This window comes from Bradyrhizobium sp. S3.2.6 (genome assembly GCF_040546885.1).
GTDB classification, from domain to species: Bacteria; Pseudomonadota; Alphaproteobacteria; order Rhizobiales; family Xanthobacteraceae; genus Bradyrhizobium; species Bradyrhizobium cytisi.
Map to the genome: position 1 here is coordinate 693284 of NZ_JBEPOS010000001.1, position 25062 is coordinate 718345.

Annotated in this window: 24 protein-coding genes; 18 read left to right on the forward strand and 6 right to left on the reverse strand. The window is 64.4% G+C overall.

The genetic code is table 11. The features are described from left to right. Positions 1-48: 48 nt before the first annotated feature. A complete protein-coding gene (locus ABID58_RS03205; protein WP_354031499.1) occupies positions 49-1407 on the reverse strand; it encodes an aromatic ring-hydroxylating dioxygenase subunit alpha in 1359 nt (452 codons plus the stop codon). 112 nt (positions 1408-1519) lie between these two features. On the opposite strand from ABID58_RS03205, the gene ABID58_RS03210 reads away from it, so the two are divergent. Further along, positions 1520-2305, forward strand: a complete 786-nt coding sequence (locus ABID58_RS03210; protein WP_354031500.1) for an IclR family transcriptional regulator domain-containing protein — start codon at positions 1520-1522, stop codon at positions 2303-2305. Positions 2306-2354: 49 nt separating this feature from the next. Beyond that, the gene (locus tag ABID58_RS03215; RefSeq protein WP_148750986.1) at positions 2355-2687 is read left to right on the forward strand and encodes a PRC-barrel domain-containing protein; all 333 of its coding nucleotides are present in this window, start codon (positions 2355-2357) and stop codon (positions 2685-2687) included. A 76-nt stretch (positions 2688-2763) separates the two neighbouring features. On the opposite strand, the gene ABID58_RS03220 is transcribed toward ABID58_RS03215, so the two are convergent. Beyond that, positions 2764-3159, reverse strand: a complete 396-nt coding sequence (locus ABID58_RS03220) for a group II truncated hemoglobin (RefSeq protein ID WP_354031501.1) — start codon at positions 3157-3159, stop codon at positions 2764-2766. Positions 3160-3174: 15 nt separating this feature from the next. Then, positions 3175-4083, reverse strand: coding sequence for a helix-turn-helix transcriptional regulator (locus ABID58_RS03225; RefSeq protein WP_354031502.1), 909 nt, complete (start codon positions 4081-4083; stop codon positions 3175-3177). Positions 4084-4237: 154 nt separating this feature from the next. Here ABID58_RS03225 and ABID58_RS03230 point away from each other — a divergent pair, with 154 nt between their 5' ends. The 4 genes from ABID58_RS03230 to boxB all read left to right on the forward strand — a co-directional run bounded on the left by ABID58_RS03230 (position 4238) and on the right by boxB (position 10130). Then, on the forward strand, positions 4238-5779 hold the full coding sequence (locus tag ABID58_RS03230; protein ID WP_354031503.1) for a benzoate-CoA ligase family protein: 1542 nt from the start codon (positions 4238-4240) through the stop codon (positions 5777-5779). 116 nt (positions 5780-5895) lie between these two features. Next, positions 5896-6705 carry an alpha/beta fold hydrolase gene (locus ABID58_RS03235; protein ID WP_354031504.1) on the forward strand — a complete coding sequence of 270 codons (810 nt, stop codon included), beginning with the start codon at positions 5896-5898 and terminating at the stop codon, positions 6703-6705. A gap of 142 nt (positions 6706-6847) precedes the next feature. After that, a complete protein-coding gene (boxC, locus tag ABID58_RS03240; protein ID WP_354031505.1) occupies positions 6848-8536 on the forward strand; it encodes a 2,3-epoxybenzoyl-CoA dihydrolase in 1689 nt (562 codons plus the stop codon). Positions 8537-8693: 157 nt separating this feature from the next. Further along, complete coding sequence (gene boxB / locus ABID58_RS03245; RefSeq protein WP_354031674.1) at positions 8694-10130, forward strand: benzoyl-CoA 2,3-epoxidase subunit BoxB; 1437 nt, start codon at positions 8694-8696, stop codon at positions 10128-10130. 185 nt (positions 10131-10315) lie between these two features. Here boxB and ABID58_RS03250 read toward each other — a convergent pair whose 3' ends face one another. Both ABID58_RS03250 and ABID58_RS03255 read right to left on the reverse strand, forming a co-directional pair. Beyond that, a complete protein-coding gene (locus ABID58_RS03250) occupies positions 10316-11116 on the reverse strand; it encodes an SDR family oxidoreductase (protein WP_354031506.1) in 801 nt (266 codons plus the stop codon). An 86-nt stretch (positions 11117-11202) separates the two neighbouring features. After that, complete coding sequence (locus ABID58_RS03255) at positions 11203-12261, reverse strand: polysaccharide deacetylase family protein (RefSeq protein ID WP_354031675.1); 1059 nt, start codon at positions 12259-12261, stop codon at positions 11203-11205. Positions 12262-12425: 164 nt separating this feature from the next. Here ABID58_RS03255 and ABID58_RS03260 point away from each other — a divergent pair, with 164 nt between their 5' ends. The 12 genes from ABID58_RS03260 to phoB all read left to right on the forward strand — a co-directional run bounded on the left by ABID58_RS03260 (position 12426) and on the right by phoB (position 24145). Beyond that, the gene (locus ABID58_RS03260; protein ID WP_354031507.1) at positions 12426-13820 is read left to right on the forward strand and encodes an OmpA family protein; all 1395 of its coding nucleotides are present in this window, start codon (positions 12426-12428) and stop codon (positions 13818-13820) included. Between the two features lie 2 nt (positions 13821-13822). Beyond that, complete coding sequence (locus ABID58_RS03265) at positions 13823-14119, forward strand: hypothetical protein (RefSeq protein ID WP_354031508.1); 297 nt, start codon at positions 13823-13825, stop codon at positions 14117-14119. Positions 14120-14241: 122 nt separating this feature from the next. Next, a complete protein-coding gene (locus ABID58_RS03270) occupies positions 14242-14832 on the forward strand; it encodes a TetR/AcrR family transcriptional regulator (protein ID WP_354031509.1) in 591 nt (196 codons plus the stop codon). Next, complete coding sequence (locus tag ABID58_RS03275) at positions 14829-15734, forward strand: haloalkane dehalogenase (protein ID WP_354031510.1); 906 nt, start codon at positions 14829-14831, stop codon at positions 15732-15734. Before ABID58_RS03270 ends, ABID58_RS03275 begins: the two co-directional genes overlap by 4 nt. Positions 15735-16306: 572 nt before the next feature. After that, complete coding sequence (locus ABID58_RS03280) at positions 16307-17362, forward strand: putative bifunctional lysylphosphatidylglycerol flippase/synthetase (protein WP_148750976.1); 1056 nt, start codon at positions 16307-16309, stop codon at positions 17360-17362. Positions 17363-17397: 35 nt separating this feature from the next. After that, positions 17398-18696, forward strand: a complete 1299-nt coding sequence (locus tag ABID58_RS03285; protein WP_148750975.1) for an ATP-binding protein — start codon at positions 17398-17400, stop codon at positions 18694-18696. Between the two features lie 144 nt (positions 18697-18840). Further along, positions 18841-19854, forward strand: a complete 1014-nt coding sequence (gene pstS, locus ABID58_RS03290; protein WP_354031511.1) for a phosphate ABC transporter substrate-binding protein PstS — start codon at positions 18841-18843, stop codon at positions 19852-19854. Between the two features lie 178 nt (positions 19855-20032). Next, complete coding sequence (gene pstC, locus ABID58_RS03295) at positions 20033-21022, forward strand: phosphate ABC transporter permease subunit PstC (protein WP_354031512.1); 990 nt, start codon at positions 20033-20035, stop codon at positions 21020-21022. 1 nt (position 21023) lies between these two features. Beyond that, positions 21024-21869, forward strand: a complete 846-nt coding sequence (gene pstA / locus ABID58_RS03300; protein ID WP_148750972.1) for a phosphate ABC transporter permease PstA — start codon at positions 21024-21026, stop codon at positions 21867-21869. Then, positions 21866-22687, forward strand: coding sequence for a phosphate ABC transporter ATP-binding protein PstB (gene pstB / locus ABID58_RS03305; RefSeq protein WP_148750971.1), 822 nt, complete (start codon positions 21866-21868; stop codon positions 22685-22687). Before pstA ends, pstB begins: the two co-directional genes overlap by 4 nt. An 11-nt stretch (positions 22688-22698) precedes the next feature. Next, a complete protein-coding gene (gene phoU, locus ABID58_RS03310; protein WP_148750970.1) occupies positions 22699-23415 on the forward strand; it encodes a phosphate signaling complex protein PhoU in 717 nt (238 codons plus the stop codon). Between the two features lie 22 nt (positions 23416-23437). Next, a complete protein-coding gene (phoB, locus tag ABID58_RS03315) occupies positions 23438-24145 on the forward strand; it encodes a phosphate regulon transcriptional regulator PhoB (protein ID WP_027533133.1) in 708 nt (235 codons plus the stop codon). Positions 24146-24264: 119 nt separating this feature from the next. On the opposite strand, the gene ABID58_RS03320 is transcribed toward phoB, so the two are convergent. After that, on the reverse strand, positions 24265-24774 hold the full coding sequence (locus tag ABID58_RS03320) for a GcrA family cell cycle regulator (RefSeq protein WP_148750969.1): 510 nt from the start codon (positions 24772-24774) through the stop codon (positions 24265-24267). Between the last annotated feature and the right edge of the window lie 288 nt (positions 24775-25062).

Sequence of the window (25062 nt, forward strand, 5' to 3'; positions counted from 1 at the left end):
ACTGGATTGCTTCGCTGCGCTCGCAATGACGAGGATAGATCGTCACCGTCATTCCGCCGCCGTCAGCCGATGCACGTTCTCCGCGATCTCCTTCGGCACCGGTGCGGTCCACGGCGCGCCGCGGCGGCGCTTGACGTCGACTTCCATCCAGTAGGTCTCCCAACCGCGCGTCGGGCCGATGCCGTCCATGGTCGCCGGGCCCTGAATGGAGCGCGCATTGGCCTCGTCCAGGAACAGCATCGGCTTCTCGCCGCCGCCGACCTTCTCGATCTCCTGCCGCAGCAGGCGGCGATACTGCACGATCGCCTTGTCGCTCGAGCCGAGATGCTCCCTGGTGCGATCCTGGATCGCGCCCATCGATTCCACCGCCCATTGGTCGTGGACGTTGATGTCGTTGCCCATGCCGGTATAGGTCGCGGTCTGCTGCTCGTGCGGATCGAAGCCGTAGTCGTTGCTGCGGTTCTTGCGCGACTTGTAGTCGGGCAGCTCGTACAGCTCGAGCCGCTGGTCGCGCATTTTTTTCTTGTCGACCGGGTTCGAGTAGCTGGTGAAGATCGCGTACCAGTAGCAGTTCTCGTCGTCGATCGGCACGTGCCACTGCGTGATCGTCATCTCCGTGCTCATGGGGATGACGAAGCCATGCGGGAACAGCTGGTTGGTGACGCGCACATGCGTCCGCTCCTCGTCGATCTCGCGCAACGCGATCAGCCGGAGTCCGTATTCGGTGTGCTCGACATTGATGATCGGGCGGTCGTATTCGCGCAGGATCTTTGTCATCGGCAGATCCGAGCCGGCCGAAGCGCCGCGGAACTGCTTGCCATAGGCGGCGGACGTGTCCTCGTCCTCGAAGAAGCGATGCAAATAGGAGGCGTGCGCAGGATCGATGCCGACCTCGAGTGCCTGCAGCCAGTTGCAGGCCATGTGGCCCTTGAACGCAAACGTGTGCGTGCCAGGTGCGACAAAGCAGTCGATCTCGGGAAATGCCGGCGGCTCACCCTCGCCGAGGTAGGCCCAGAGGATGCCGCTCTTCTCCACCACGGGATAGGAGCGCTGCCGGATGTTCTGGCAGAGTTTTGAATCCTTCGGCTCGGCCGGCGTTTCGATGCATTGGCCGGTGGCGTCGAACAGCCAGCCGTGGAAGGCGCAGCGCAGGCCGCCATGCTCGAGCCGCCCGAAGGCAAGGTCGGCGCCGCGATGGGCGCAATGACGATCGATCAGTCCATAGCGTCCCGTCTCGTCGCGAAACAGCACCAGGTTCTCGCCGAGCAGCCTGACGGGCCGGATCGGCCGCTCGCCCTCGAGCTGGTCGACCAGCGCGGCCGGCTGCCAGTAGCTCCGCATCAGCTTTCCACACGGGTCGTTCGGTCCGGTGCGGGTGATCAGGTCGTTCTGCTCCTGGCTCATCATGGCGAGTGCATCCTTAGTGGAATGGCGTCTGTTCGCCTATTGAACGAATGGGCGAATTATGACATGCCTTGGATCGGCAGCAAGCACTATTTTGCAGGACATTCCCCACCCCATGCCCAAGCTGAAACGAAGCGAGATCGACGAGCGCGCGACGGATTTCGTCGAAGCGCTCGATCGCGGCCTGCGCCTGTTGCAATGCTTCGGCACCAACTCGGGCCCGATGACCCTGAGCGATCTCGCCCGCGCCACCGAGCTGCCGCGCGCCACCGCGCGGCGCATGCTATTCACGCTCCAGCGCGGCGGCTTTGTCAGTGGCGACGGAAAACTGTTCTCGCTGACGCCGCATGTGCTGACGCTGGCGGCGTCCTATCTGCGCTCCAACCAGCTCGTCACGGTGCTGCAGCCCGTGCTCGATCGCGTTGCCACCGCGGCCAACGAAATCTCCTCGCTCGCGGTGCTCGATGGTGACGACGTCGTGTTCATCGCGCGCAGCAGCCCGGCGCGGATGTTCTCCGGCGGATTGGAGATCGGGTATCGGCTGCCGGCCTTCTGCACCTCGGTCGGCCGCGCCATGCTCGGCCAGCTCGACGACGCGGATTGTCTCGCGCGCCTGAAGGCAGCGAAGCGCGAGGCGCTGACGCCGCAGACGGTGACCGATCCCAAGACGCTGCTCGGGCGGATCGCCGCCGATCGCGCACAGGGCTATTCACTGGTCGACCGCGAAGCCGAGCCGCATTTCCGCTCGATCTCGGTTCCGGTCCGCCGCTATGACGGCGCGATCGTCGCCGCCATCAACATGGGCGCCCATGTCGATCGCGTGCCGGCGCAGGAGCTGCTCGGCCGCTTCCTGCCGCTGCTGCGAGAGGGCGCCGAAGCAGTGCGCTCGCAATTGCTGTAGCCTCAACCGCGGAGCTATAATCTGCTCCACACAAACCAGGGAGCATGCCATGCAACACACCATGGTTCCCAGTGATCGGGTGGAGCACGTTGCCGTCTACGGGCGCGACGGCACGAAGCTCGGCACGATCGAGCGATTGATGCTCGACAAGGTGAGCGGAACAGTCGCCTATGCCGTGATCAAGACCGGCGGGCTGCTCAGTACCCACCACCACTATCCTCTGCAGTGGAGCGCGCTGAAATACGATCGAACACGTCAGGCGTTCCAGGTCGAGCTTACCATGGACGAGTTCAGCAGCGGCCCATGTGAGTTCGACGGCGACGAGTTCGATTGGGGCGACCGCTCGCGGCCCTATCCGCATCCGAATTACTGGTCGGTCTAGCGGCGTCTGATGACTTGCAGGCCGGGTCGGCGAAGCGATACCCGAGGACGCTGCACGTCGGCCTTGATCGACGCGCTCACGGCCGGTTGCGCATCCAGTCGGCGAGACCGGACAGTGCGCGGTCGAGGTCCTGCCGCGCGGCAGCGTCAGTGACCGTCTCCTCCATCGCGCCGCGCATGCACAGCAGCCACGCATCGCGCTCGGCGTCGCCGATGGCAAAGCCGATGTGCCGTTGCCGCAGCCGTGGATGGCCTTTCTCGGGAGAATAGAGCTTCGGGCCACCGGTCCATTCGGTGAGATAGCGCTTCAGCACGTCCCTGATCAGGCCGAGATCGTCCGCATGCATCGCGCGGATGATTTTTGCCTCCGGTAGCGCATCCATGCGGTCGTAGAAGCGGTCGACCAACAGGTCGATCGTGGCACGGCCGCCGATCCGCTCGAACATGGAGGTGGTGACGTCGCTGTCGGTCATTCCTGAAGTCCCGGCCTACAGCGCCACGCTGCGCAGCCCGAAGCTCCGCGCTTCGTTCTGCAGCACCGGCCGCACCGCATCGATCAGCCTTGCAGCCGCCGCATCGACACTCAGCCCCGCCGTATCCACCACCGCCGTCGCGCGCGCATAGAGCGGCTCGCGGCTGAGCAGGATATTGCGCAGTTCCGCCATCGCAGAGCGATCATCCGCCATCGGGCGCAGATCGCCCTGGCGGCGGACGCGGGCCATGTGCTCTTCCGGCTCGGCCTTCAGCCAGATCGTGTAAAACGACGACAGGATCTGGTCGAAGGTCAGCGGCTCGGACACGATGCCGCCGCCGGTTGCCAGCACCATCAGCTCGTTGCGCGCGAGCAGCTGTTGCAGCGCAGCCTGCTCCATGCGGCGAAAGCCTTCCTGGCCGTAGAGCGCGATGATCTCGGCGACCGAGAGGCCGTTCTGCTGCTCGACCTCCTTGTTGAGCTCGACAAAGCTCCAGCCGATCTTTTTCGCCAGCATCCGCCCGAGCGTGGACTTGCCGGCGCCGCGCAGACCGATCAGCGCGATGCCGCAGAACGGCGCGCGCCGCGGCGCGGAGGCGGTGCCGCCGGCGAGCAGATCTTTGGCCTGCGCGACCTGCGCCGGCGTCGCCTTGCGCAGCAGATCGCGAAACATCTGCCAGTCCGGCGTTGGATCGGCTGAGGGCAGCAGGTCTTCCAGATGCGCGCCCATCGCGTCGGAGACGCGGCGCAGCAGCACGATCGAGACATTACCCTTGCCGCTTTCGAGCTGCGCGATGTAGCGCTCCGAAATTCCTGATACCTTGGCGAGCACCTTGCGCGACATGCCGCGCAACGCGCGCATGGTGCGCACGCGCTGGCCGAGCTGTTCGAGAAAGCGGGATTCGGCGTCGGGACTGTCGGTCATGAGCCTTCTTTAGCGGATGCTTTCTTTGAAGGAGGTCTTGTTTAAAGAAGGTCTTGCGGCGCGCTTTAATGAAACATAATGCCTGCTGGCATTGACAGCAAGCCGTCACAGTGTCTTTCTATGAATTATAATTCTAAATTCGGGGGAGACGACCGTGAGCGAGGGATCCTACAACGCGGTGACCTGGCTGCTCGACCGTAACGTCGAGGAAGGCCGGGGCAACAAGATCGTCTTCGACGATACCGTCTCGCGGCTGACCTATGGCGAGCTCCAGCGCGAGACCCGCCGCGCTGCCAACATGCTGCGCCGGCTCGGCGTCCGCCGCGAAGAGCGCGTGGCGATGATCATGCTGGATACGGTCGACTTCCCGATCGTGTTCTTGGGCGCGATCCGTGCCGGCATCGTGCCGGTGCCGCTCAACACGCTGCTCACCGCGGACCAATACGCCTATATCCTCGCCGACTGCCGCGCCCGCGTGCTGTTCGTCTCGGAAGCGCTCTATCCCGTCATCAAGGACGTCGTCGGCCGCATGCCGGATCTCGAGCATGTCGTGGTCTCCGGCGCCAAGCAGAACGGCCACAACCAGCTCGCCGAAGAGATCGCAGGTGAGAGCGATCAGTTCGCCACGGCTGCCACGCATCCGGACGAGCCGGCCTTCTGGCTCTATTCGTCGGGCTCGACCGGCATGCCCAAGGGCGTGCGGCATCTGCATTCGAACTTGCAGGCCACCGCCGACACTTACGCGAGCAAGGTGCTCGGCATTCGTGAGAACGACGTCGGCCTCTCCGCCGCAAAACTGTTCTTCGCCTATGGCCTCGGCAATGCGCTGACCTTCCCGATGTCGGTCGGCGCCACCACGATCCTGAACAGCGAGCGGCCGACACCCGCGCGGATGTTCGATCTGATGAACAGATACAATCCGTCGATCTTCTACGGCGTGCCGACATTGTTCGCGGCGATGCTCAACGACGAAGCGATGAAAAGCGAGCGCGGCGGCAAGAGCTTGCGCATCTGCACCTCGGCCGGCGAGGCGCTGCCGGAATCCGTCGGAAACAGTTGGAAGTCGCGCTTTGGTGTCGACATTCTCGACGGCGTCGGCTCGACCGAGCTCTTGCATATCTTCCTTTCGAACGCGCCCGGCGATATCAAATACGGCTCGTCCGGCAAACCGGTACCGGGCTATGCGGTGCGGCTCGTCAACGAGGCCGGGCAGGACGTCGCCGACGGCGAGGTCGGTGAACTACTGGTCGATGCGCCCTCGGCCGGCGAGGGCTACTGGAACCAGCGCCACAAGAGCCGTCGCACCTTTGAAGGCCCCTGGACCCGCACCGGCGACAAATACGTCAGGGATGCCGAAGGCCGTTACACCTTCTGCGGCCGCGCCGACGACATGTTCAAGGTCTCCGGCATCTGGGTCTCGCCGTTCGAGGTCGAGAGCGCGCTGATCACGCATCCGGCGGTGCTGGAAGCCGCCGTCGTGCCCGAGGCCGATCCGGAGGGCCTGCTGAAGCCAAAGGCCTTCGTCGTGCTGCGTCCGGGCGTGAAGACGACGGACTTGCAGGAGATGCTGAAGGATCACGTCAAGCAGAAGATCGGCCCGTGGAAATATCCACGCTGGATCGACGTGGTGGACTCGCTGCCGAAGACGGCGACGGGAAAGATCCAGCGGTTCAAGCTGCGCGACGGCGCGAATTAGCAACAAGCCGTCATGGCCGGGCTTGTCCCGGCCATCCACGCGCGACCGCGATTGAGGAAAGACGTGGATGCCCGGGTCAAGCCCGGGCATGACGACGGAGAAGGACGGACGAAGAAATGACTCTCGCCCCCACCGGCTTTCTCAGCATCGGCGCGGCCCGTCTCGAATACAAATGGCTCGCGCCGCAAAGCGCCGATGCGCCGACCATCGTCATGCTGCACGAAGGCCTCGGCTCCGTCGGCCTGTGGAATGACTTTCCGGAAAAGCTCCAGCAAACGACCGGCGCCGGCATCTTCACCTATTCACGGGCGGGCTATGGCCAGTCGAGCCCGGTCACGCTGCCACGTCCGCTCGACTACATGCAGCGCGAGGCGCTCGACGTGCTGCCGAAGGTGCTCGATGCCATTCCCTTCAAGCGTGGCCTGTTGCTCGGCCACTCCGACGGCGCTTCGATCGCGGCGATCTATGCCGGCGCGTATCAGGACCATCGCCTGCAAGGCATCGCGCTGATCGCGCCGCATTTCATCGTCGAGGACATCTCGGTGGAATCGATCGCCGCGATCAAGACGGCCTATGAGACCACCGACCTCAAGGCAAAGCTCGCGCGCTGGCACGGAGACGTCGACAATGCCTTCTACGGCTGGAACGGCGCCTGGCTCGATCCGAAATTCCGCGATTGGGACATCTCGGAGTATCTGGCCTACATCCGCGTTCCGGTGCTGGTCCTTCAAGGGGTGGACGACCAATACGGAACACTGCGTCAGGCCGAGATCGCGCAGGAGGAATGCTATTGCCCGGTCGATCTGACGATCGTTCCAGGCGCGGGGCATTCCCCTCAGCGTGAAGCGCCCGTGCCAACGCTTGACGCAATCGAGCAATTTGCGAAGGCCGCCCTGCGGGACGACCGAGGTCTCCAAGCCGCGTGACGCGTATAGGGCGGCCTACCTGCGCCTCGGACACTCGGATGAAGCAAAGTGCATGTGTGGTCCAGATTCAGGCTAGACGCCTCTCAGAATATGCACTATTGTGCATCTAACGGTATAGCGAAAACAAGCTCAAGGGTGGCCCATGGCCGGGGAAGATCGGCGCCTCGCAGGCGGCGCGACATTCATCGATTTCCAGACCGAACCGTCCCGCTACAAGCACTGGAAGCTGGCGGTCGGTGGTGACGTCGCGACGCTGACCATGGACGTCGACGAGAATGGCGGCCTGTTCGAGGGCTACCTGCTCAAGCTCAACTCCTACGATCTCGGCGTCGACATCGAGCTTGCGGACGTGGTCCAGCGGCTGCGCTTCGAGCATCCCGAGGTGAAGGTCGTGGTGATGCGCTCGGCCAAGAACCGCGTGTTCTGCGCCGGCGCCAACATCCGCATGCTCGCGGGCTCGACCCATGCCCACAAGGTGAACTTCTGCAAGTTCACCAACGAGACCCGCAACGGCATGGAAGACTCGTCCGAGAATTCCGGCCAGCGCTTCATCACTGTCGTGAACGGCTCCGCTGCCGGCGGCGGCTATGAGCTCGCGCTCGCGACCGACCACATCATTCTCGCCGACGACGGCGCTTCCGCCGTGGCGTTACCCGAAGTGCCGCTGCTCGCGGTGTTGCCCGGCACCGGCGGTCTCACCCGCGTCGTCGACAAGCGCAAAGTGCGCCGCGATCACGCCGACTTCTTCTGCACCATCGAGGAAGGCGTGAAGGGCAAGCGCGCCGTGCAATGGCGCCTCGTCGACGAGATCGCGCCGAACTCCAAGCTGGAGGCCAGGATCGTCGAGCGCGCCAGGGAATTCGCGGCCGCGTCGAAACGCGCCGGCAGCGGCAAGGGCATCGCGCTCTCCCCTCTCAAGCGCACGATCGACGAGACCAGCATCCGCTATGGTTTTGTGACCGTCGATATCGACCGCGCCGCACGCATTGCCACCATCTCGATCAAGGCGCCGGAGGCAGCAGCCCCCACCGACATCGACGGCATGATGGCGCAGGGCGCGTCGTTCTGGCCGTTGCAGGTCGCAAGAGAGCTCGACGACGCCATCCTGCACTTGCGCATCAACGAGCTCGAGATCGCCATGCTGGTGTTCAAGAGCCATGGTGACCGCGCCCATGTGCTCGCCAGCGATGCGTTCCTCGAAGCCAACAAGGCGCACTGGCTGGTCAACGAGATCCGCCACTACTGGAAGCGCGTCTTGAAGCGCATCGACGTCACCTCGCGCACGCTGGTGGCGCTGGTCGAGCCCGGCTCATGCTTTGCCGGCACCTTGGCCGAACTCGTCTTCGCTGCCGACCGTTCCTACATGCTGATCGGCACGCGCCAGGGTGACAACCAGCCGCCGCCCTCGATCGAGCTTTCCGCCATGAATTTCGGCCCGTATCCGATGAGCCACGGCCTGACGCGGCTTCAGTCGCGCTTCCAGGCCGATCCGGCGGACGTGGAGCGTGCCGAAGCCACGCTCGGCACAGCGCTCGACGCCGAGCAGGCCGAGGAGCTCGGCCTCGTCACCTTCGCGCTCGACGATATCGACTGGGACGACGAAGTCCGCGTCTTCCTGGAGGAGCGCGCGAGCTTCTCGCCGGATAGTCTCACCGGCATGGAAGCGAGCCTGCGCTTTGTCGGCCCCGAGACGATGGAATCGAAAATCTTTTCACGGCTGACCGCGTGGCAGAACTGGATCTTCCAGCGCCCCAATGCCGTCGGCGAGGAAGGCGCGCTGCGCCGCTACGGCAGCGGCCAGAAGCCGAAATTCGATATGACACGGGTGTAACGACTGCCGTGTCCCGGGCGCGGCGCAGCGCGAAGCGATGCGACGCAGAACCGGGACCCAGGCGAACCAGACATAGGTCCCGGCTCAGCAGTGCAGCACTTCGCGCCGCACTGCGTCCGGGACACGAGACCGACCAAGGAGCACGGCCATGAACATCATGAACGTCGACTACTCGACCAAGATTCCGAACAACGTGAATCTCGCCGAAGACCGCCAGGTGCTGAAGGCGCTTGAAGGCTGGCATCCCGGCTATATGGACTGGTGGAGCGACATGGGGCCGGAAGGTTTCCAGGAATCGCTGGTTTACTTGCGCACCGCTTACTCCGTCGATCCGCGCGGCTGGGCCAAGTTCGACTATGTCCGCATGCCCGACTATCGCTGGGGCATCCTGCTTGCGCCGCAGGAAGAGAGCCGCGTCGTTCCCTTCGGCGAGCACTTGGGCGAGCCTGCCTGGCAGGAAGTCCCGGGCGAATATCGCGCCATGCTGCGCCGGCTGATCGTGATCCAGGGCGACACCGAGCCGGCCTCGGTCGAGCAGCAGCGCCATCTCGGCAAGACTGCGCCCTCGCTATATGACATGCGCAATCTGTTCCAGGTGAACGTCGAGGAAGGCCGCCACCTATGGGCGATGGTCTACCTGCTGCAGAAGTACTTTGGCCGCGACGGCCGCGAGGAAGCCGACGATTTGCTGCGCCGCCGCTCCGGCGATGCCGACGCACCGCGCATGCTGGGCGCCTTCAACGAGGCGACGCCGGACTGGCTGTCCTTCTTCATGTTTACCTATTTCACCGACCGCGACGGCAAGATGCAGCTGCACAGCCTCGCGCAGTCGGGCTTCGATCCGCTGTCGCGCACCTGCCGCTTCATGCTGACCGAGGAAGCGCACCACATGTTCGTCGGCGAGACCGGCATCACCCGCGTCGTGCAGCGCACTTGCGATGCGATGCGCGAGGCCGGCATCACCGATCCCACGGATATCGCCAAAGTCCGCGCGCTCGGCGTGATCGATCTTCCGACCATCCAGAAGAAGCTGAACCTGCACTACACGCTGTCGCTCGATCTGTTCGGCTCGGAAGTCTCGACCAACGCGGCCAATGCCTTCAACACCGGCATCAAGGGCCGCTATCACGAGACCCAGATCGACGACGATCACCAGCTCAAGAACGCCACCTATCCGGTGCTCAAGTTCATCGACGGCGAGATCAAGCTGGTCGACGAGCCGGCGCTGACCGCGCTCAACATGCGCCTGCGCGACGACTACAGCCAGGATTGCGTCAAGGGCATGTTGCGCTGGAACAAGGTGATCTCGACCGCCGGCTACGATTTCAAGCTGACGCTGCCCAACGTTGCCTTCCACCGCCATATTGGCGAGTTCAAGGACGTGCACGCGACGCCCGACGGCATCTTGATCGACGATGCCACCTGGGCGAAGCGCAAGGATGACTGGCTGCCTTCGACCGCCGACGGCGACTTCATCACCTCGCTGATGCAGCCCGTCACCGAAACCGGCAAGTTCGCGTCGTGGATTTCGCCGCCGAAGGTCGGCATCGACAACAAGCCGGGTGATTTTGAGTATGTGAGGATCGAGTCGTAGGCGTTAGGGGCGAACGCTCGCGTCATGCAAATGGTGTCATCACCCGCCTTGTGCGCACTTGCGCACTGGAGCGGGTGATCCAGTATTCCAGAGGCGGCTGTGCTCCAGCCGAGAAGCTGCGGCGTACTGGATGCCCCGCCTTCGCGGGGCATGACAGCAGAGGGTGTAGCGCTATCCCTCGCCAACTACCCCGCGATCTCCAGCCCCGCATTCGCGTACACCACACCGCCATCGACCGCGATGGTGTTGCCGACGACGTAGTCGCCCGCACGCGAAGCGAGGTAGATCGCAACGCCTGCCATGTCCTCGTCGGTGCCGATGCGCCGCGCGGGAATACGTTTTGCGACGTCGTCTGAATGATCGCGCGCGGCGCGGTTCATGTCGGACTTGAAGGCGCCCGGTGCGATCGCGGTGACATTGATGTTGTCCTTGATCAGTTTCGTCGCCATGCGCCGCGTCAGATGGATTACGGCAGCCTTGCTCGCGGCGTAGGAATAGGTCTCGCCCGGATTGACGAAGATGCCGTCGACGGAGGCGATGTTGATGACCTTGGCGGGCCGCTCGTGCGACGCCGCCGCGCGCAGCGGCTTTGCCAAAGCCTTGGTCAGGAAGAACAGCGATTTGACGTTGAGGTCCATCACCTTGTCCCAGCCGCTTTCGGGGAATTCGTCGAACTCGGCGCCCCAGGCCGCACCGGCGTTGTTGACGAGGATGTCGAGCTTCGGCTCGAGCTTGATGAGTTCGCCAGCCAGCTTGTTGCAGCCTTCGACGGTCGAGATGTCGATCGGCAGCGCGATGCACTCGCCGTCATATTGCGCCGAGAGCTCTTTCGCGGTGGCTTCGCAAGGGCCCGCCTTGCGCGCGGTGATGTAGACCTTCGCCGCACCTGCTCCGAGGAATCCGGCCGCGATCATCTTGCCGATGCCGCGCGAGCCGCCGGTCACGAGTGCGATGCGGCCTTTGAGCGAGAACAGATCGTTGGACATGATGCCTCCCTTGGGTTGGCGCCGTTTTGAGCGCCGAGGGGAGGGGTGTCAACTCGGTGCTGTCCCGGCGAAGGCCGGGACAACAGTCAAGCCGCGGCAAACCGGCGAAAGCCGTTCCACATCGCGGTCGCGGCGCCCGAGGTCAGCACCGGCAGAATGCGCGCGTCCTGGTAGTTGCCGTTGAGTGAGACGCGCGGCAGCGCGGTCATGTGGCCGGCGTTCCCTGCGAACAGCATGCCGGGCCGTGTCGTCACCGCGGTCTTGAAGCCGGCGGATGCGGCGAGCGCGAATTCGCGCCTCCCGGCTGCCTCGCGGTCGCCATAGGGATAGGCGAGATGCAGCACCGGACGCTCCAGCGCGTTCTCGATCCGCACCCGGCTGACTGCCATCTCCTGCGCGGCGATCTCCTCGCTCTGCTTGGCGAGATTGCAATGGCTGACAGTGTGGGCGCCGATCGTGACCAGTGGATCGGCCGCGAGCCGCTTCACCTCGTCCCAGGACAGGCAGAGGCTGCGGCACAGCGCTTCCATGTCGATACCGTGGGCGGCGCACAGCGCCTCGATCTCGCGCTTCAGATCGTGCTCGCCCGGAAGAGCGCGGAGCCAGTCATGCAGGCGGTCGAACGCCGCCTGCTTCGCGGCAGGCGTGCTCGCATCGAGCCGCGACGCGGAATGGCCGATCCGCACGTCGACCTGCTCGGCCTTGGCGATGACGGCCTCGAGCGCGGCCCACCACAGCCGGCCGGTGCCCTCAGCGAAGTCGCTGGCAACATAGATGGTCGCGGGCGCGTCAAATTCGCGCAGCACTGGAAGAGCGTGCTCCCAGTTGTCGCGATAGCCGTCGTCGAGGGTGAAGGCGGCGATGCGGCGGTCGAAGCGGCCTTGCACCAGCCGTTCGTGCAGCTCGTCCATGCTGACGATGTCGATCTCGCGCGCGCGCAAATGGCGCAGCGTCGCACGCAGGAAGTCGGGGGTGACCTCGAGATGCCGGTTCGGCTGGAATACGCGCTCACGAGCCGGCCGCACATGGTGCAGCATGAAAATGGCGCCGACGCCCGACAGCAGCGGGCGCAGCAGATGGTGCGCCCCGCTGAAATAGAGTGCTCCCAGCCCGGCGCGAATGACGTTGTTACGGAGTTGCTTCATGTCCGGCTGGCCGCCCCTGGGCATTCCGCCCTCAACTTAGGGTGTTACCCTTGAAGAAAAAGTTATTCCAATTCTCCACGTGTGGCCCCTGAAAGGGCCCTATTCCGGTTTGACAGCCCGCCAAGGGTTTGTTTTGTCTCCGGTTCCAGAGTTTGGGTCGTCGAATGCAGATGCTTTTCAGGTGGGCCAGCAAATGGTGGCCGGGGCTGATTCCCCTGGCCGTCATGTGGGGATTTGCGGGCTGGAATAACACCTTGCCGGTCGAGGCCGACCTGTCGGCCCGCAGCTCGGCCGCGCTCAAGGACACCGTCCTGGACAAGACCCGGATCGCGGTGGACGGCCGTGACGTCAGCCTGGCCGCGGACGCCTTCTCCGAGGAGGGGCGCCGCGATGCCGTGACCACGGTCGAGATGGTTCCCGGCGTACGGCTGGTCGATGACCAGACCCGTCTTGTTGCCGAAGCAAAGCCCTTCGTCTGGAGTGCCGAGCGTGACGTGGTGCGGGTGACGCTGTCGGGCTCCGCGCCGCTGCCTTCGATGAAGGCGCGCCTGACGGAAGCCGCCCGCAAGGAGGTCAATGGGACCGAGGTCGCCGATCAGATGGGCCTGGCCCGCGGCGCGCCGGCGCGGTTCGAAGCGGCCGCGATGCTGCTGCTCGACCAGATCGGCAAGCTGAAGGATGGCAAGATCACGATCTCCGACACCAAGGTCAATCTGTCGGGCATGGCGCGCGACCTCGGCGGCCGCGAAGCGATCGCGGCTGCGCTCAAGAACCTGCCCGAAGGTTTTTCGATCGCCGCCAACGAGATCAAGGCACCGCCTTATATCTTCCAGGCCTACAAGGATCCGGTCGCCGCCACCGTGACGATGACCGGCTACGTGCCCGACAACAATGTGCACGCCGCGATCGAGACCAGCGCGTCGCGAAAATTCTTTACCGAGAAAGTCGTCGACAATCTAAAGGCCAGCGTCGGTGCTCCCGGCTCCTTCAACACCGCGGTGGTCGCAGCGCTCGGCGCGCTGTCGCGGCTGTCGACCGGCACGCTCGTGGTGTCGGATCGCGAGGTGAAGCTGTCGGGCGATGCGCTGTACGAAGGTGCGGCCAACGACATCCGCGCCGGCCTCGGCAAGGACTTTCCAAAAATCTGGCAATACAAGCCTGAAATCACGGTGAAGCCCGCGGCGGGGCCGGTCGACGGCACCGTCTGCCAGCAATTGTTCTCGGAGCTGCTGGCCAAGGGCAAGATCCGCTTCGCAACCAAGCGCGCCGACATCGATCCCGACTCCGCCGGCATTCTCGATCATCTGATCGAGACGGCGCTGCGTTGTCCCACCACAAATATCGAGGTCGTGGGTCACACCGATTCCGACGGCGAGGACGCCTTCAACCAGGCGCTGTCGGAGAAACGCGCCCAGGCGGTGATCGATTTTCTGGTCAGGGCCGGCCTGCCGGCGGACCGCTTCACCGCGGTCGGCTACGGCAGCACGCAACCCGTCGCCGGCAACGACACCGACGACGGCAAGGCGCAAAACCGCCGCATCGAATTTCTGGTGAGGTGACGATGCCCTATCTTGTCTCGTTCCATATGGGTTGGCTGATCGGCTCGGTGATGCTGGGCTTCTGCATGGGCTGGATCTCGGTGGTCCAGCGCGGCAACGGCACCTCGAAGGTGACTGCGCGCTGGCTCGCCGCGCTGGTCGCGGGACTGGTTGCGGCCTCGTTCGCACATGTGGTCCCGGGCCGCTTCGGCTACTGGCTCGACCTCGGCCTGGTCCTGTTCGCCTGCTATCTGGTCGGCTGCACCATCGGTGCGTGGCTGCGCTATTGGGTGGTTTCGCGGAGCCAGCCTGTGGCCTGAACCGCGATCCGCTGCCGGGCGATCGATTGTCTCAAACTCCGATAACTGACTGATCGGTAAGCTGATTGCCGAGGAGCACGTTTGCGCTTGACATTAATACGTACGTACGTATTATAACGCCCATGCCAAAGCCCTCGCTCAAAGATGCCATCCTCGACGCCGGCCTGAAGGTCATGTTCCGGACCGGCTATCACGGCACCAGCGTGCGCGACGTCACCGCCGCGGCGGGCGCGCCGCAGGGGTCCTTCACCAACCATTTCCGCTCCAAGGAGGCATTCGCCTCCGAAGTGCTCGACCGCTATTTCGACGTCACGAGGGGGCTGGTCGCCGAGGCCCTCGACGACATCGCGCTGACGCCGCGGGCGCGGCTCAGGCGCTATCTCGACATCATCACCGGCCGACTCGAGGCCGACGGCTACGGTCGCGGCTGCCTGATCGGCGATCTCAGTCTGGAGGCGAGCGGTAGCAGTGAGCTGTTGCGCGCGCGTCTCGCGGCGATCTTCGCCGAATGGCGCGCACCGTTCGCCGCCTGCATCAGGGATGCCCAGACCAGCGGCGAGATCGCATCCGAGTTCGAGCCTGACGAGCTTGCCGAGTTCCTGCTCGCGTCCTGGCAGGGCGCGATCCTGCGCATGAAGGTCGACCGCAATCCCAAAGCGCTCGATCGTTTCAAGACCATCGTATTCCAAACCGTGTTCAAGGAGACGACATGACCAAGCGAAACGAAATCGAGATTCGTAAAGCGTCCGTCCTGGGAAGCAGCATGGCTTATCGCGAGACAGGCGCGGAAGGTGCGCCGGTCGCGCTGTTCCTGCACGGCAATCCGACCTCGTCGCACATCTGGCGCAACATTTTGCCGCTGGTGTCGCCGGTCGCGCATTGCATCGCGCCTGATCTCATCGGCTTCGGCCAATCCGACAAGCCCGACATCGCCTACCGCTTCTTCGACCACGTGCGCTATCTCGATGCCTTCATCGAGCAGCGCGGCATCACGTCGGCCTATCTCGTCGCGCAGGACTGGGGTACCGCGCTCGCATTTCATCTCGCCGCACGCCGGCCAGATCTCGTGCGCGGTCTGGCCTTCATGGAGTTCATCCGCCCGATGCCGACCTGGCAGGACTTTCACCAAGCCGACGCTGCGCGTGAGACCTTCCGGAAATTCAGGACGCCGGGCGAGGGCGAGGCCATGATCCTGGAGGCAAATGCCTTCGTCGAGCGCGTGCTGCCCGGCGGCATCGTCCGCAAGCTCAGCGATGACGAGATGGCGCCCTATCGCGCGCCGTTCCCGACGCCGGAGAGCCGCCGTCCCATTCTCACCTTTCCGCGCGAATTGCCGGTCGCAGGCGAGCCCGCCGATGTTTATGAGGCGCTCCAATCAGCGCATGCTGGGTTGGCCGTATCGACCTATCCAAAGCTGCTGTTCTCAGGCGAGCCCGGTGCGCTCGTGGCGCCGGAGTTCGCCGAGACGTTTGCGGCGTCGTTGAAGCATTGCGCTCATGTCCGCCTCGGCGCCGGATTGCACTTCCTTCAGGAGGACCATCCTGAGGCGATCGGCCGCTCCGTCGCCGGCTGGATTGCCGGCATCGAAGCGGTGCGTCCGCAACTCGCCGCCTGAGCGGGCGGCTCCCTCTAAACAGCATGCTCGCCGCCGGCCTCGCGCCGGCGGACGGCCGCGCCAGCGCCGGCCTCTGTGATATCGCGGTGCAACCGATTATCAGGACCAGGCCTCGGCCGCGCGATTCGTCGCGCGGCTGTTTGCGCTGCAGCCAGCCGGCGCGGGCCGCCCCTCTTTCAACAGGCCGGTGCCGTCCATAGATTGATTTCGCCTTAAGGCGTGACGGAACATTGTCCGGTCGAAATCATCAAAACTTCACGGCCCCTGCGCAGGATTGCCATGGAGATTCGCTTCAGCCCTGCCATCGAACTTGCCGCCGAAAGCGCCAAACCGTGCACCTTGAGCCCGCAAACCTGCCTAAAATATTGAAGGCACGCGATTTTGTTCGCTTTGGCGAATTCCACTCCGCCTCGAAACGCGCTAGTGGAGGGGCGGGGGGCATGCGCGAGGCCGGAGCCGGCGGCAAGGGTTTGTTGAGCGCTTGTTCGTTGAGTGCTTGTTCGTTGAGTGCCTGTGCGTCGTCCGCCTGTTCGCCGGCCACCCTGGCCGCTGAAGCGTTATTCGAGGTCTAGATGCTGGAAGCCATACGCAGGGCGATGACGTTTCTGCGCCAGAAGCAAATCCTGCATAAGCTTGGAGTTGTGATCAGCGTCGCGGTCATCGGCATCGCTTGCTATGTGCTCTATCACATGCTGCGCGGCATCGACACCAACGAGGTGATCGAGGCGATCAAGAGCACCGAGCCGCGCCAGATTGCGATGGCCGCGCTGTTCGTCGCCGCGGGCTATTTCACGCTGACGTTCTACGATCTGTTTGCGGTGCGCGCGATCGGCCATTCACACGTGCCCTATCGCATCAACGCGCTCGCGGCCTTCACCAGCTATTCGATCGGGCACAATGTCGGCGCCAGCGTCTTCACCGGCGGCGCGGTACGCTACCGCATCTATTCGGCCTATGGGCTGAACGCGATCGACGTCGCAAAAATCTGCTTCCTCGCCGGCCTCACCTTCTGGCTCGGCAATGCCGCCGTGCTCGGTCTCGGTATCTCCTATCATCCGGAGGCGGCCGCCGCGATCGACCAGCTGCCGCCCTGGCTGAACCGGACGTTTGCGATGATGATCCTCGCAGCGCTGGTCGGATATGTGGTCTGGGTCTGGACCCAGCCACGGGTCGTCGGACGCGGCCCCTGGACCGTGGTGCTGCCGGGCGGCCCGCTGACGCTGCTGCAGATCGCCATCGGCATCATCGATCTCGGCTTCTGCGCGCTCGCGATGTACGTGCTGGTCCCCGACGAGCCCAATCTCGGCTTCGTCGTGGTCGCCGTCATCTTCGTCTCGGCGACGCTGCTCGGCTTCGCCAGCCATTCGCCCGGCGGGCTCGGGGTGTTCGACGCCGCCATGCTGGTCGGCCTCTGGCAGATGGACCGCGAGGAGCTGCTCGGCGGCATGCTGCTGTTCCGGGTCCTCTATTATCTGTCGCCCTTCGTCATCTCTGTAATCTTGCTGACGTTTCGCGAGGTTATCATCGGCGCCCGATCCAAGCGGCTGCAACAGGCGGCGCTCAAGCTCGATCCAGGCCCGCCGCCTGAAGCCGCTTATGTGAGAAAGCGCAGCGACAGCGGCGCCTGACCGGCGCAAAACGCAACAAGGAGAAGCCCGCCCCGATGGCGATCGACGCTCCCTCGTCTCCCACGGTGCAGCCCTGGTCCGACCGGCTGCGGCACTCGACCATCATCCTGATTGCGGCCGCACTGGCGCTGTCGGTGGTGGTCTCGCTCGGCGAATTGTCGGTGCTACGGGCGGCGACGGTGTTCTTCTGCATCGCTGCTGCTGCGCTGATCCCCTGGCGGCTGCATGATACCGCTGCCTCGCGCGACGACACCCGCCGGGTCAATCCGGTCGAAAGCGCGGCGGTGGCCGCGGTCGTCGCCGGCATGCCGGATCCGGCCGTCCTGCTCGACCGCGCCGGCCGCGTCATCCATCTCAATACCGCCGCCGCCCAGCTCGCGCCGGCGCTACGCAAGAACGAGCTCGCCCAGTTCGCGCTGCGCTCGCCCGAGATCATCACGGCGCTGCGCGAGTCCATTGCGACCACCGAGCCGCGGCGCGCGACCTATCTCGACCATGTCCCGGTCGATCGCTGGATGGAGCTGACCATCACCCCGGTGCCGGTGCCGACCAATTTCGGCGGCGCCGACAAATGCATGCTGATGACCTTCCACGACCAGACGCCGCTGCGCCGGGTCGAGGAGATGCGCGCCGACTTCGTCGCCAATGCCAGCCACGAATTGCGCACGCCGCTGGCCGCGCTCTCCGGCTTCATCGACACGCTGCAGGGCCAGGCCAAGGATGATCCCAAGGCGCGCGAGCGCTTCCTCGGCATCATGCACAATCAGGCCACCCGCATGGCGCGCCTGATCGACGATCTCTTGTCGCTGTCGCGGGTGGAGCTGTCGGCCCATGTGCGGCCGGATACGCTGGTCGACCTGCTGCCGATCATCTTCCAGGTCGCCGACGGGCTCGAGCCGCTGGCTCGGGAACGCCAGGTCGAGGTCGAGACCCATCTGCCGGAAGCCCCGGTCATGATCGCGGGCGACCGCGAAGAGCTGCTGCGCCTGTTCGAGAATCTGATCGAGAATGCGCTCAAATACGGCGCCTCCGGCGGACGCGTCATCGTGTCGCTGACGGCGACCCCGGCCACTGATGGAGCTCAGGAAATCCGGGTCATGGTGCGCGATTTCGGCCCCGGCATCGCGCCCGAGCACCTGCCGCGCTTGACCGAGCGGTTCTACCGGGTGGACGTCGGCGACAGCCGCTCCCAGGGCGGGACGGGGCTCGGATTATCGCTGGTGAAACATATTCTTAACCGCCATCGCGGCCGGCTTTTGATCGAAAGCGTGCCCAAGCAGGGCGCCACTTTCACCGCCTGTTTCCCCCAGGCCAAGCCTCCGGCCGCGAGCTGAAATTCAAGCTATTTCAGTGGCTTAAGAGTGTCATCCGACTGTCACTAAACCTTCGTAAAAGCACAGCCGACCGCTCCTAAAGGGGCGGCGCGGGGAGCGCGATCGGGCGCTGATGGCGCTTCGCTCCCCTGTATGGAGACCAGCATGAATTTCATCAAAACGATCGTCGCTGCCGGCTTGGTCGCCGCAACGACGACGGCGGCCTTTGCCGCCGATATCACCGGCGCAGGCGCGACCTTCCCGTTCCCGATCTATTCGAAGTGGGCTGATGCCTACAAGAAGGAGACCGGCAACGGCCTGAACTACCAGTCGATCGGTTCAGGCGGCGGCATCAAGCAGATCCAGGCCAAGACCGTGACCTTCGGCGCCAGCGACGCGCCGCTCAAGGCCGAGCAGCTCGAGAAGGACGGCCTCGCCCAGTGGCCGATGGTGATGGGCGCCATCGTTCCCGTCGTCAACCTCGAAGGCGTCAAGGCCGGCGAGCTGGTGTTCGACGGCGAGACCCTCGCCAACATCTATCTCGGCAAGATCACCAAGTGGGACGACGCCGCGATCAAGAAGCTCAATCCGAATGTGAAGCTGCCGTCGGACGCGATCACCGTGGTCCGCCGCTCGGACGGTTCGGGTACCACCTTCAACTTCACCAACTACCTCTCCAAGGCCAGCGCCGACTGGAAGAGCAAGGTGGGTGAAGGCACCGCCGTCGAGTGGCCGGTTGGCGTCGGCGCCAAGGGCAACGAAGGCGTGTCGGGCAACATCAGCCAGACCAAGAACTCGATCGGCTATGTCGAGTACGCCTATGCCAAGCAGAACAAGCTGACCTACACCGGCCTCATCAACAAGGCTGGCAAGCCGGTGCAGCCGACGGTCGAAGGTTTCCAGGCGGCCGCTTCCAATGCCGACTGGGCCAAGGCTCCCGGCTACTACGTCATCCTGACCGACCAGCCCGGCGACAAGTCCTGGCCGATCACCGCTGCGACCTTCATCCTCATGCACAAGGATGCCACCGACAAGGCGGCCTCGCAGGAAGCCATCAAGTTCTTCCGCTGGGCGTTCAAGAACGGCGGCAAGGCGGCTGAAGACCTCGACTACATCCCGATGCCCGACAGCGTCGTCCAGCTGATCGAGAAGACCTGGGCTGCCGAGATCAAGAGCTAAGCGCTCTCCTCTCGTGTCCCGGACGCGCAGCGGCGTGAAAGCGCTGCTGCGCTGAGCCGGGACCCACAAGAACGAGGCCCCGGATCAGCGTCGCGACGCTTCGCAGCTAGCGCCGCATTCGGGGCACGAGACCAATAAAAATCGTATATTCTTGGTACAGGGGATCGGCGTGGCAGAAATGGCCGTTCAGAGCGATGTAATCGACGACGCCGGACCATATGATCGCGCCAAGGCCTTGAGCGCGTTCAAGCTCGGCGACGTCACCTTCTACTGGATCACGCGGCTCAGCGCGATCTCGGTGCTCCTCATTCTCGGCGGCATCATCCTGTCGCTGATCGTCGGCGCCTTCCCTGCGATGAAGGAATACGGCTTCGCGTTCCTGTGGACGCAGCGTTGGGCGCCGTCGGCCGATCCGCCCGTGCTCGGCGCGCTCGGACCGATGTATGGTACGCTCGTCACCTCCTTTATCGCGATGCTGATCGCCATTCCGGTGGGTCTCGGCATTGCGATCTTCCTCACCGAGCTTTGCCCGCAATGGCTGCGCCGCCCGATCGGCATGGCCATCGAACTGCTCGCCGGCATCCCCTCGATCATCTACGGCATGTGGGGCTTCTTCGTGTTGGGTCCGTTCCTGGCCAATACATTTCAGCCCTTCATGATCAAGATCTTTGACGGCGTCCCCGTGCTGGGTGCGATCTTCGCGGGTCCCCCGTCCTATCTCAGCCTGTTCAATGCCGCGCTGATCCTCGCCATCATGGTGCTGCCCTTCATCACCTCGATCTCGGTCGACGTGTTCAAGACGGTGCCGCCCGTGTTGAAGGAGGCTGCTTACGGCGTCGGCTGCACCACCTGGGAAGTCGTGCGCAGCGTGGTGATCCCCTACACCCGCGTCGGCATCATCGGCGGCGTCATGCTGGCGCTGGGCCGTGCGCTCGGCGAGACCATGGCGGTGACCTTCATCATCGGCAACTCGTTCCGCATCTCGTCCTCAATCTTCGCGCCGGGCACCACGATCTCGGCGGCGATCGCATCCGAATTCGCCGAGAGCGACGGCCTGCACCAGTCCGGCCTGATCCTGCTCGGCCTGCTGCTGTTCGTGCTGACGTTCTTCGTGCTGGCCGGCGCCCGGCTGATGCTGATGCGGCTAGAAAAGAAGGCGGGGAACTAACATGAACCCGATTTATTCGCGCCGCCGCCGCAAGGATATCCTGATCCGCGGGCTCTGCTTTGGTGCCGCCGCCTTCGGCGTCACCTGGCTCGCACTGATCCTGATTACGCTGTTCTATAACGGCCTGGCGGGGTTGAACCTCGATCTGTTCGTTGCGGACACGCCGCCTCCGGGCTCGACCGAAGGCGGCCTGCGCAACGCCATCGTCGGCTCGCTGATCATGACCGTGATCGGCGTCGGCATCGGCGCGCCGCTCGGCCTGTTTGCCGGCACCTATCTCGCCGAGTACGGCCGCAACGACAAGCTGACCTCGGTGATCCGCTTCATCAACGACATCCTGCTGTCGGCGCCCTCGATCATCATCGGCCTGTTCATCTACGGCGCCGTAGTGGTGCCGATGCGTGGCTTCTCGGCGATCGCAGGCTCGCTCGCGCTCGCCGTCATCGTGATCCCGGTGGTGTTGCGCACGACCGAGGACATGCTGCTGCTGGTGCCGAACGCGCTGCGCGAGGCGGCCTCTGCGCTCGGCCTGCCGCGCTCGCTGGTGATCAAGCGGATCGCGTATCGCGCTGCCCGCTCCGGTCTCATCACCGGCGTGCTGCTCGCGACCGCCCGCGTCGCCGGCGAAACCGCGCCGCTGCTCTTCACCGCGCTGTCGAACCAGTTCTTCAGCCTCGGCCTGAACAAGACCATGGCGAACCTGCCGGTCACCATCAACAATTTCGTCCAGAGCCCCTACGCCTATTGGAAGCAGCTCGCCTGGAGCGGCGCGCTGCTCATCACCCTGACCGTTCTTGCCCTGAATATTGGCGCGCGCATTCTCAGCGCCGAGAGGACCGCAAAATGACCGATCTTTCCGTATCGATGAGCGCGGCCGGCGGCCTGCCCCAGGCGCCGATGCTGCCCGAAGCGCCGGCCAAGGTGACGGTGCGCAACCTCAACTTCTATTATGGCGAGCACCACGCGCTGAAGAACATCAACCTGGCGCTCGGCACCAACCGGGTCACCGCCTTCATCGGCCCGTCGGGCTGCGGCAAGTCGACCCTGCTGCGCATCTTCAACCGAATGTACGACCTCTATCCGGGCCAGCGCGTCACCGGTCAGCTGATGCTCGACCAGACCAACATCCTCGACCCCAAGCTCGACCTCAATCTGCTGCGCGCCCGCGTCGGCATGGTGTTCCAGAAGCCGACGCCGTTCCCGATGACGATCTACGAGAACATCGCCTTCGGCATCCGTCTCTATGAGAAGATCTCGAAATCCGAGATGGATGACCGCGTCGAGAAAGCGCTGCGCGGCGGCGCGCTGTGGAACGAGGTCAAGGACAAGCTCAACGCCTCCGGCCTGTCGCTCTCCGGCGGCCAGCAGCAGCGCCTCTGCATCGCCCGCACGGTTGCGGTGCGGCCCGAGGTGATCCTGTTCGACGAGCCCTGCTCGGCGCTCGACCCGATCTCGACCGCCAAGGTCGAGGAGCTGATCCAGGAGCTGTCCGAGAACTACACGATCGCGATCGTGACCCACAACATGCAGCAGGCCGCCCGCGTCTCCGACAAGACCGCCTTCATGTATCTCGGCGAGCTGATAGAGTTCGACGACACCAGCAAGATATTCACATCGCCGACCGACCGGCGCACGCAGGATTACATCACCGGCCGGTTCGGCTGAGGAGACGGCACATGGGTTCTGAACATACCGCAAAGGCCTTCGACACCGACCTCCAGGAGCTCACGCGCCTGGTCGCCGAGATGGGCGGCATCGCCGAGCGCATGATCGTCGATTCCGTCGATGCGCTGATCCGCCGCGACGTCGCGCTCGGCCAGCGCGTCGTCGCCATCGACGCCGAGCTCGACACGCTGCAGAAGAAGATCGAGGAGCGCGCCGTGCTCACGATCGCGCGCCGCCAGCCGATGGCGGTGGATCTGCGCGAGATCGTCGGCGCCATGCGCGTCGCGACCGATCTCGAGCGCATCGGCGACCTCGCCAAGAACATGGGCAAGCGCGTCGCGGCGCTGGAGACGGATTTCCATCCGCTCAAGCTGTTCCGCGGCCTCGAGCACATGACCGACCTCGTGCAGCAGCAGGTCAAGTCAGTGCTGGACGCCTATGCCGCGCACGATCTGCCGGCGGCGATGGCGGTGTGGAAGGGCGACGAGGAAGTCGACGCCATCTGCACCTCGCTGTTCCGTGAGCTCCTCACCTACATGATGGAGGATCCGCGCAACATCTCGTTCTGCATCCATCTGATGTTCTGCGCCAAGAACATCGAGCGGATCGGCGACCACGCCACCAACATTGCCGAGACCGTGTTCTACATGATCGAAGGCCAAGCGATCACCGACAAGCGGCCGAAGGGCGACATGACGACCTTCGCCACCACGGTCCCGAACACCTGATTACGCAAGGAGCGACGACCCGATGGGCGCACGCATTATGGTGGTTGAGGACGAGGAAGCTCTGACCGAGCTTCTCCGCTACAACCTCGAAGGCGACGGCTATGACGTCGAGACGGTAATGCGCGGCGACGACGCCGACACCCGCCTCAAGGAGCACATCCCCGATCTGATCGTGCTTGACTGGATGCTGCCGGGGCTATCAGGCATCGAGCTGTGTCGGCGGTTGCGTGCGCGATCCGACACCAAGCAGCTGCCGATCATCATGCTCACCGCGCGTGGCGAGGAGAGCGAGCGGGTGCGGGGCCTGGCGACCGGCGCTGACGACTATATCGTCAAGCCGTTCTCGGTGCCCGAGCTCCTGGCGCGCGTGAAAGGCCTGCTCCGGCGTGCAAGTCCGGAGCGGCTCGCAACCGTGCTGGCGTTCGGCGACATCGAGCTCGACCGCGAAAAGCGCCGCGTGGCGCGCTCGGGCCGGCCGATCGATCTCGGCCCGACCGAGTATCGCCTGCTGGAGTTCTTCCTGGAGCATCCCGGCCGCGTGTTCTCGCGCGAGCAGTTGCTCGACAGCGTCTGGGGCCGCGACATCTACATCGATGAGCGCACCGTCGATGTGCATATCGGCCGCCTGCGCAAGCTGCTCAATCTCGGCCGCGAGCAGGACCCGATCCGCACCGTCCGCGGCGCCGGCTACGCGCTGGACGATCGGTTCGCGAAGGCCGAGCAGGCCTGAAACGGCCTGAGCAGACCTCAACAAAAAAGCGCGCCAAAGGCGCGCCGATCCTTCTCCCGATCGTTCCGGCCCGTGCGCAATTGCGCACCAGGCCGCGACGACGTCGTTTGGAGCTGAGCTTACCGCGCCGGCTTCGCCGGGGCCCGCCTGCGATCCGCTGCCGGCTGATACGCGACCCGCGAGTGCTGGGCGCAATAGGGCAGGCCGGAGAGCGCTTTGCCGCCGCAGAAGAAGAAATCCGGGCTCGAGGGATCGCCGACCGGCCAGTGGCAGGTCGCCTCGTTCAATTCGAGGAGCGACAGCCGCTGGCTCATCGGTACCACGTTGTCGTAGGTGACCGGTTCAGCCTCGACCTCGACCTCGAAAGCCTGCGCCAGCGCGGTATTGCCGCGTGCGATGGGCCTGCTCACCCGCATCATGTGCGGCGCTGGACGCGCCTTGCGCGGCCGCGGAGCTGCCGAAGACGGGCTCTTGGCGCGGCCCGACAAGCCGAGCCGGTGAACCTTGCCGATCACGGCGTTACGGGTGACATTCCCAAGCTCAGCGGCGATCTGGCTGGCCGAAAGTCCGGCCTCCCAGAGCTTTTTCAGCTGTTCGACGCGATCGTCGGACCAGGTCAAAACCGTCATTGCACCCTTTCCTTCGCCGCGCGCCTGCCATCCTGGGGGCCGCACAACGAATGCCTAAGCCTCGAAAAATCCGTGCCGCCAGAATCCCTTAAGGCTCGCCGGGCGCAATGATACGCCCGAACGTTTACGCCGGTACATGAGGACTTTTGGGATCAGAACCGCTGCACGAGATGTCGTATCTGACAAGCCAGACGCTACAATATGGCGTGACTCACGCGCAAGAGTCCGCCGACTCGCTTCCACATGTTCCGTGGCCAAAACCCGCAAATTCGGCACCGCAAGACTACG

Excerpts from the sequence above, each read along its gene's own strand:
- phoB (WP_027533133.1), top strand. The coding sequence starts at position 23,438 with ATGGGCGCACGCATTATGGTGGTTGAGGACGAGGAAGCTCTGACCGAG.
- ABID58_RS03265 (WP_354031508.1), top strand. The coding sequence starts at position 13,823 with ATGCCCTATCTTGTCTCGTTCCATATGGGTTGGCTGATCGGCTCGGTG.
- ABID58_RS03285 (WP_148750975.1), top strand. The coding sequence starts at position 17,398 with ATGGCGATCGACGCTCCCTCGTCTCCCACGGTGCAGCCCTGGTCCGAC.
- ABID58_RS03215 (WP_148750986.1), top strand. The coding sequence starts at position 2,355 with ATGCAACACACCATGGTTCCCAGTGATCGGGTGGAGCACGTTGCCGTC.
- ABID58_RS03255 (WP_354031675.1), bottom strand. The coding sequence starts at position 12,261 with ATGAAGCAACTCCGTAACAACGTCATTCGCGCCGGGCTGGGAGCACTC.
- ABID58_RS03275 (WP_354031510.1), top strand. The coding sequence starts at position 14,829 with ATGACCAAGCGAAACGAAATCGAGATTCGTAAAGCGTCCGTCCTGGGA.
- ABID58_RS03320 (WP_148750969.1), bottom strand. The coding sequence starts at position 24,774 with ATGACGGTTTTGACCTGGTCCGACGATCGCGTCGAACAGCTGAAAAAG.
- pstB (WP_148750971.1), top strand. The coding sequence starts at position 21,866 with ATGACCGATCTTTCCGTATCGATGAGCGCGGCCGGCGGCCTGCCCCAG.
- ABID58_RS03235 (WP_354031504.1), top strand. The coding sequence starts at position 5,896 with ATGACTCTCGCCCCCACCGGCTTTCTCAGCATCGGCGCGGCCCGTCTC.
- boxC (WP_354031505.1), top strand. The coding sequence starts at position 6,848 with ATGGCCGGGGAAGATCGGCGCCTCGCAGGCGGCGCGACATTCATCGAT.
- pstC (WP_354031512.1), top strand. The coding sequence starts at position 20,033 with ATGGCCGTTCAGAGCGATGTAATCGACGACGCCGGACCATATGATCGC.
- ABID58_RS03205 (WP_354031499.1), bottom strand. The coding sequence starts at position 1,407 with ATGATGAGCCAGGAGCAGAACGACCTGATCACCCGCACCGGACCGAAC.
- pstA (WP_148750972.1), top strand. The coding sequence starts at position 21,024 with ATGAACCCGATTTATTCGCGCCGCCGCCGCAAGGATATCCTGATCCGC.
- ABID58_RS03280 (WP_148750976.1), top strand. The coding sequence starts at position 16,307 with ATGCTGGAAGCCATACGCAGGGCGATGACGTTTCTGCGCCAGAAGCAA.
- ABID58_RS03260 (WP_354031507.1), top strand. The coding sequence starts at position 12,426 with ATGCAGATGCTTTTCAGGTGGGCCAGCAAATGGTGGCCGGGGCTGATT.
- ABID58_RS03270 (WP_354031509.1), top strand. The coding sequence starts at position 14,242 with ATGCCAAAGCCCTCGCTCAAAGATGCCATCCTCGACGCCGGCCTGAAG.
- boxB (WP_354031674.1), top strand. The coding sequence starts at position 8,694 with ATGAACGTCGACTACTCGACCAAGATTCCGAACAACGTGAATCTCGCC.
- ABID58_RS03220 (WP_354031501.1), bottom strand. The coding sequence starts at position 3,159 with ATGACCGACAGCGACGTCACCACCTCCATGTTCGAGCGGATCGGCGGC.
- ABID58_RS03225 (WP_354031502.1), bottom strand. The coding sequence starts at position 4,083 with ATGACCGACAGTCCCGACGCCGAATCCCGCTTTCTCGAACAGCTCGGC.
- ABID58_RS03250 (WP_354031506.1), bottom strand. The coding sequence starts at position 11,116 with ATGTCCAACGATCTGTTCTCGCTCAAAGGCCGCATCGCACTCGTGACC.
- pstS (WP_354031511.1), top strand. The coding sequence starts at position 18,841 with ATGAATTTCATCAAAACGATCGTCGCTGCCGGCTTGGTCGCCGCAACG.
- phoU (WP_148750970.1), top strand. The coding sequence starts at position 22,699 with ATGGGTTCTGAACATACCGCAAAGGCCTTCGACACCGACCTCCAGGAG.
- ABID58_RS03210 (WP_354031500.1), top strand. The coding sequence starts at position 1,520 with ATGCCCAAGCTGAAACGAAGCGAGATCGACGAGCGCGCGACGGATTTC.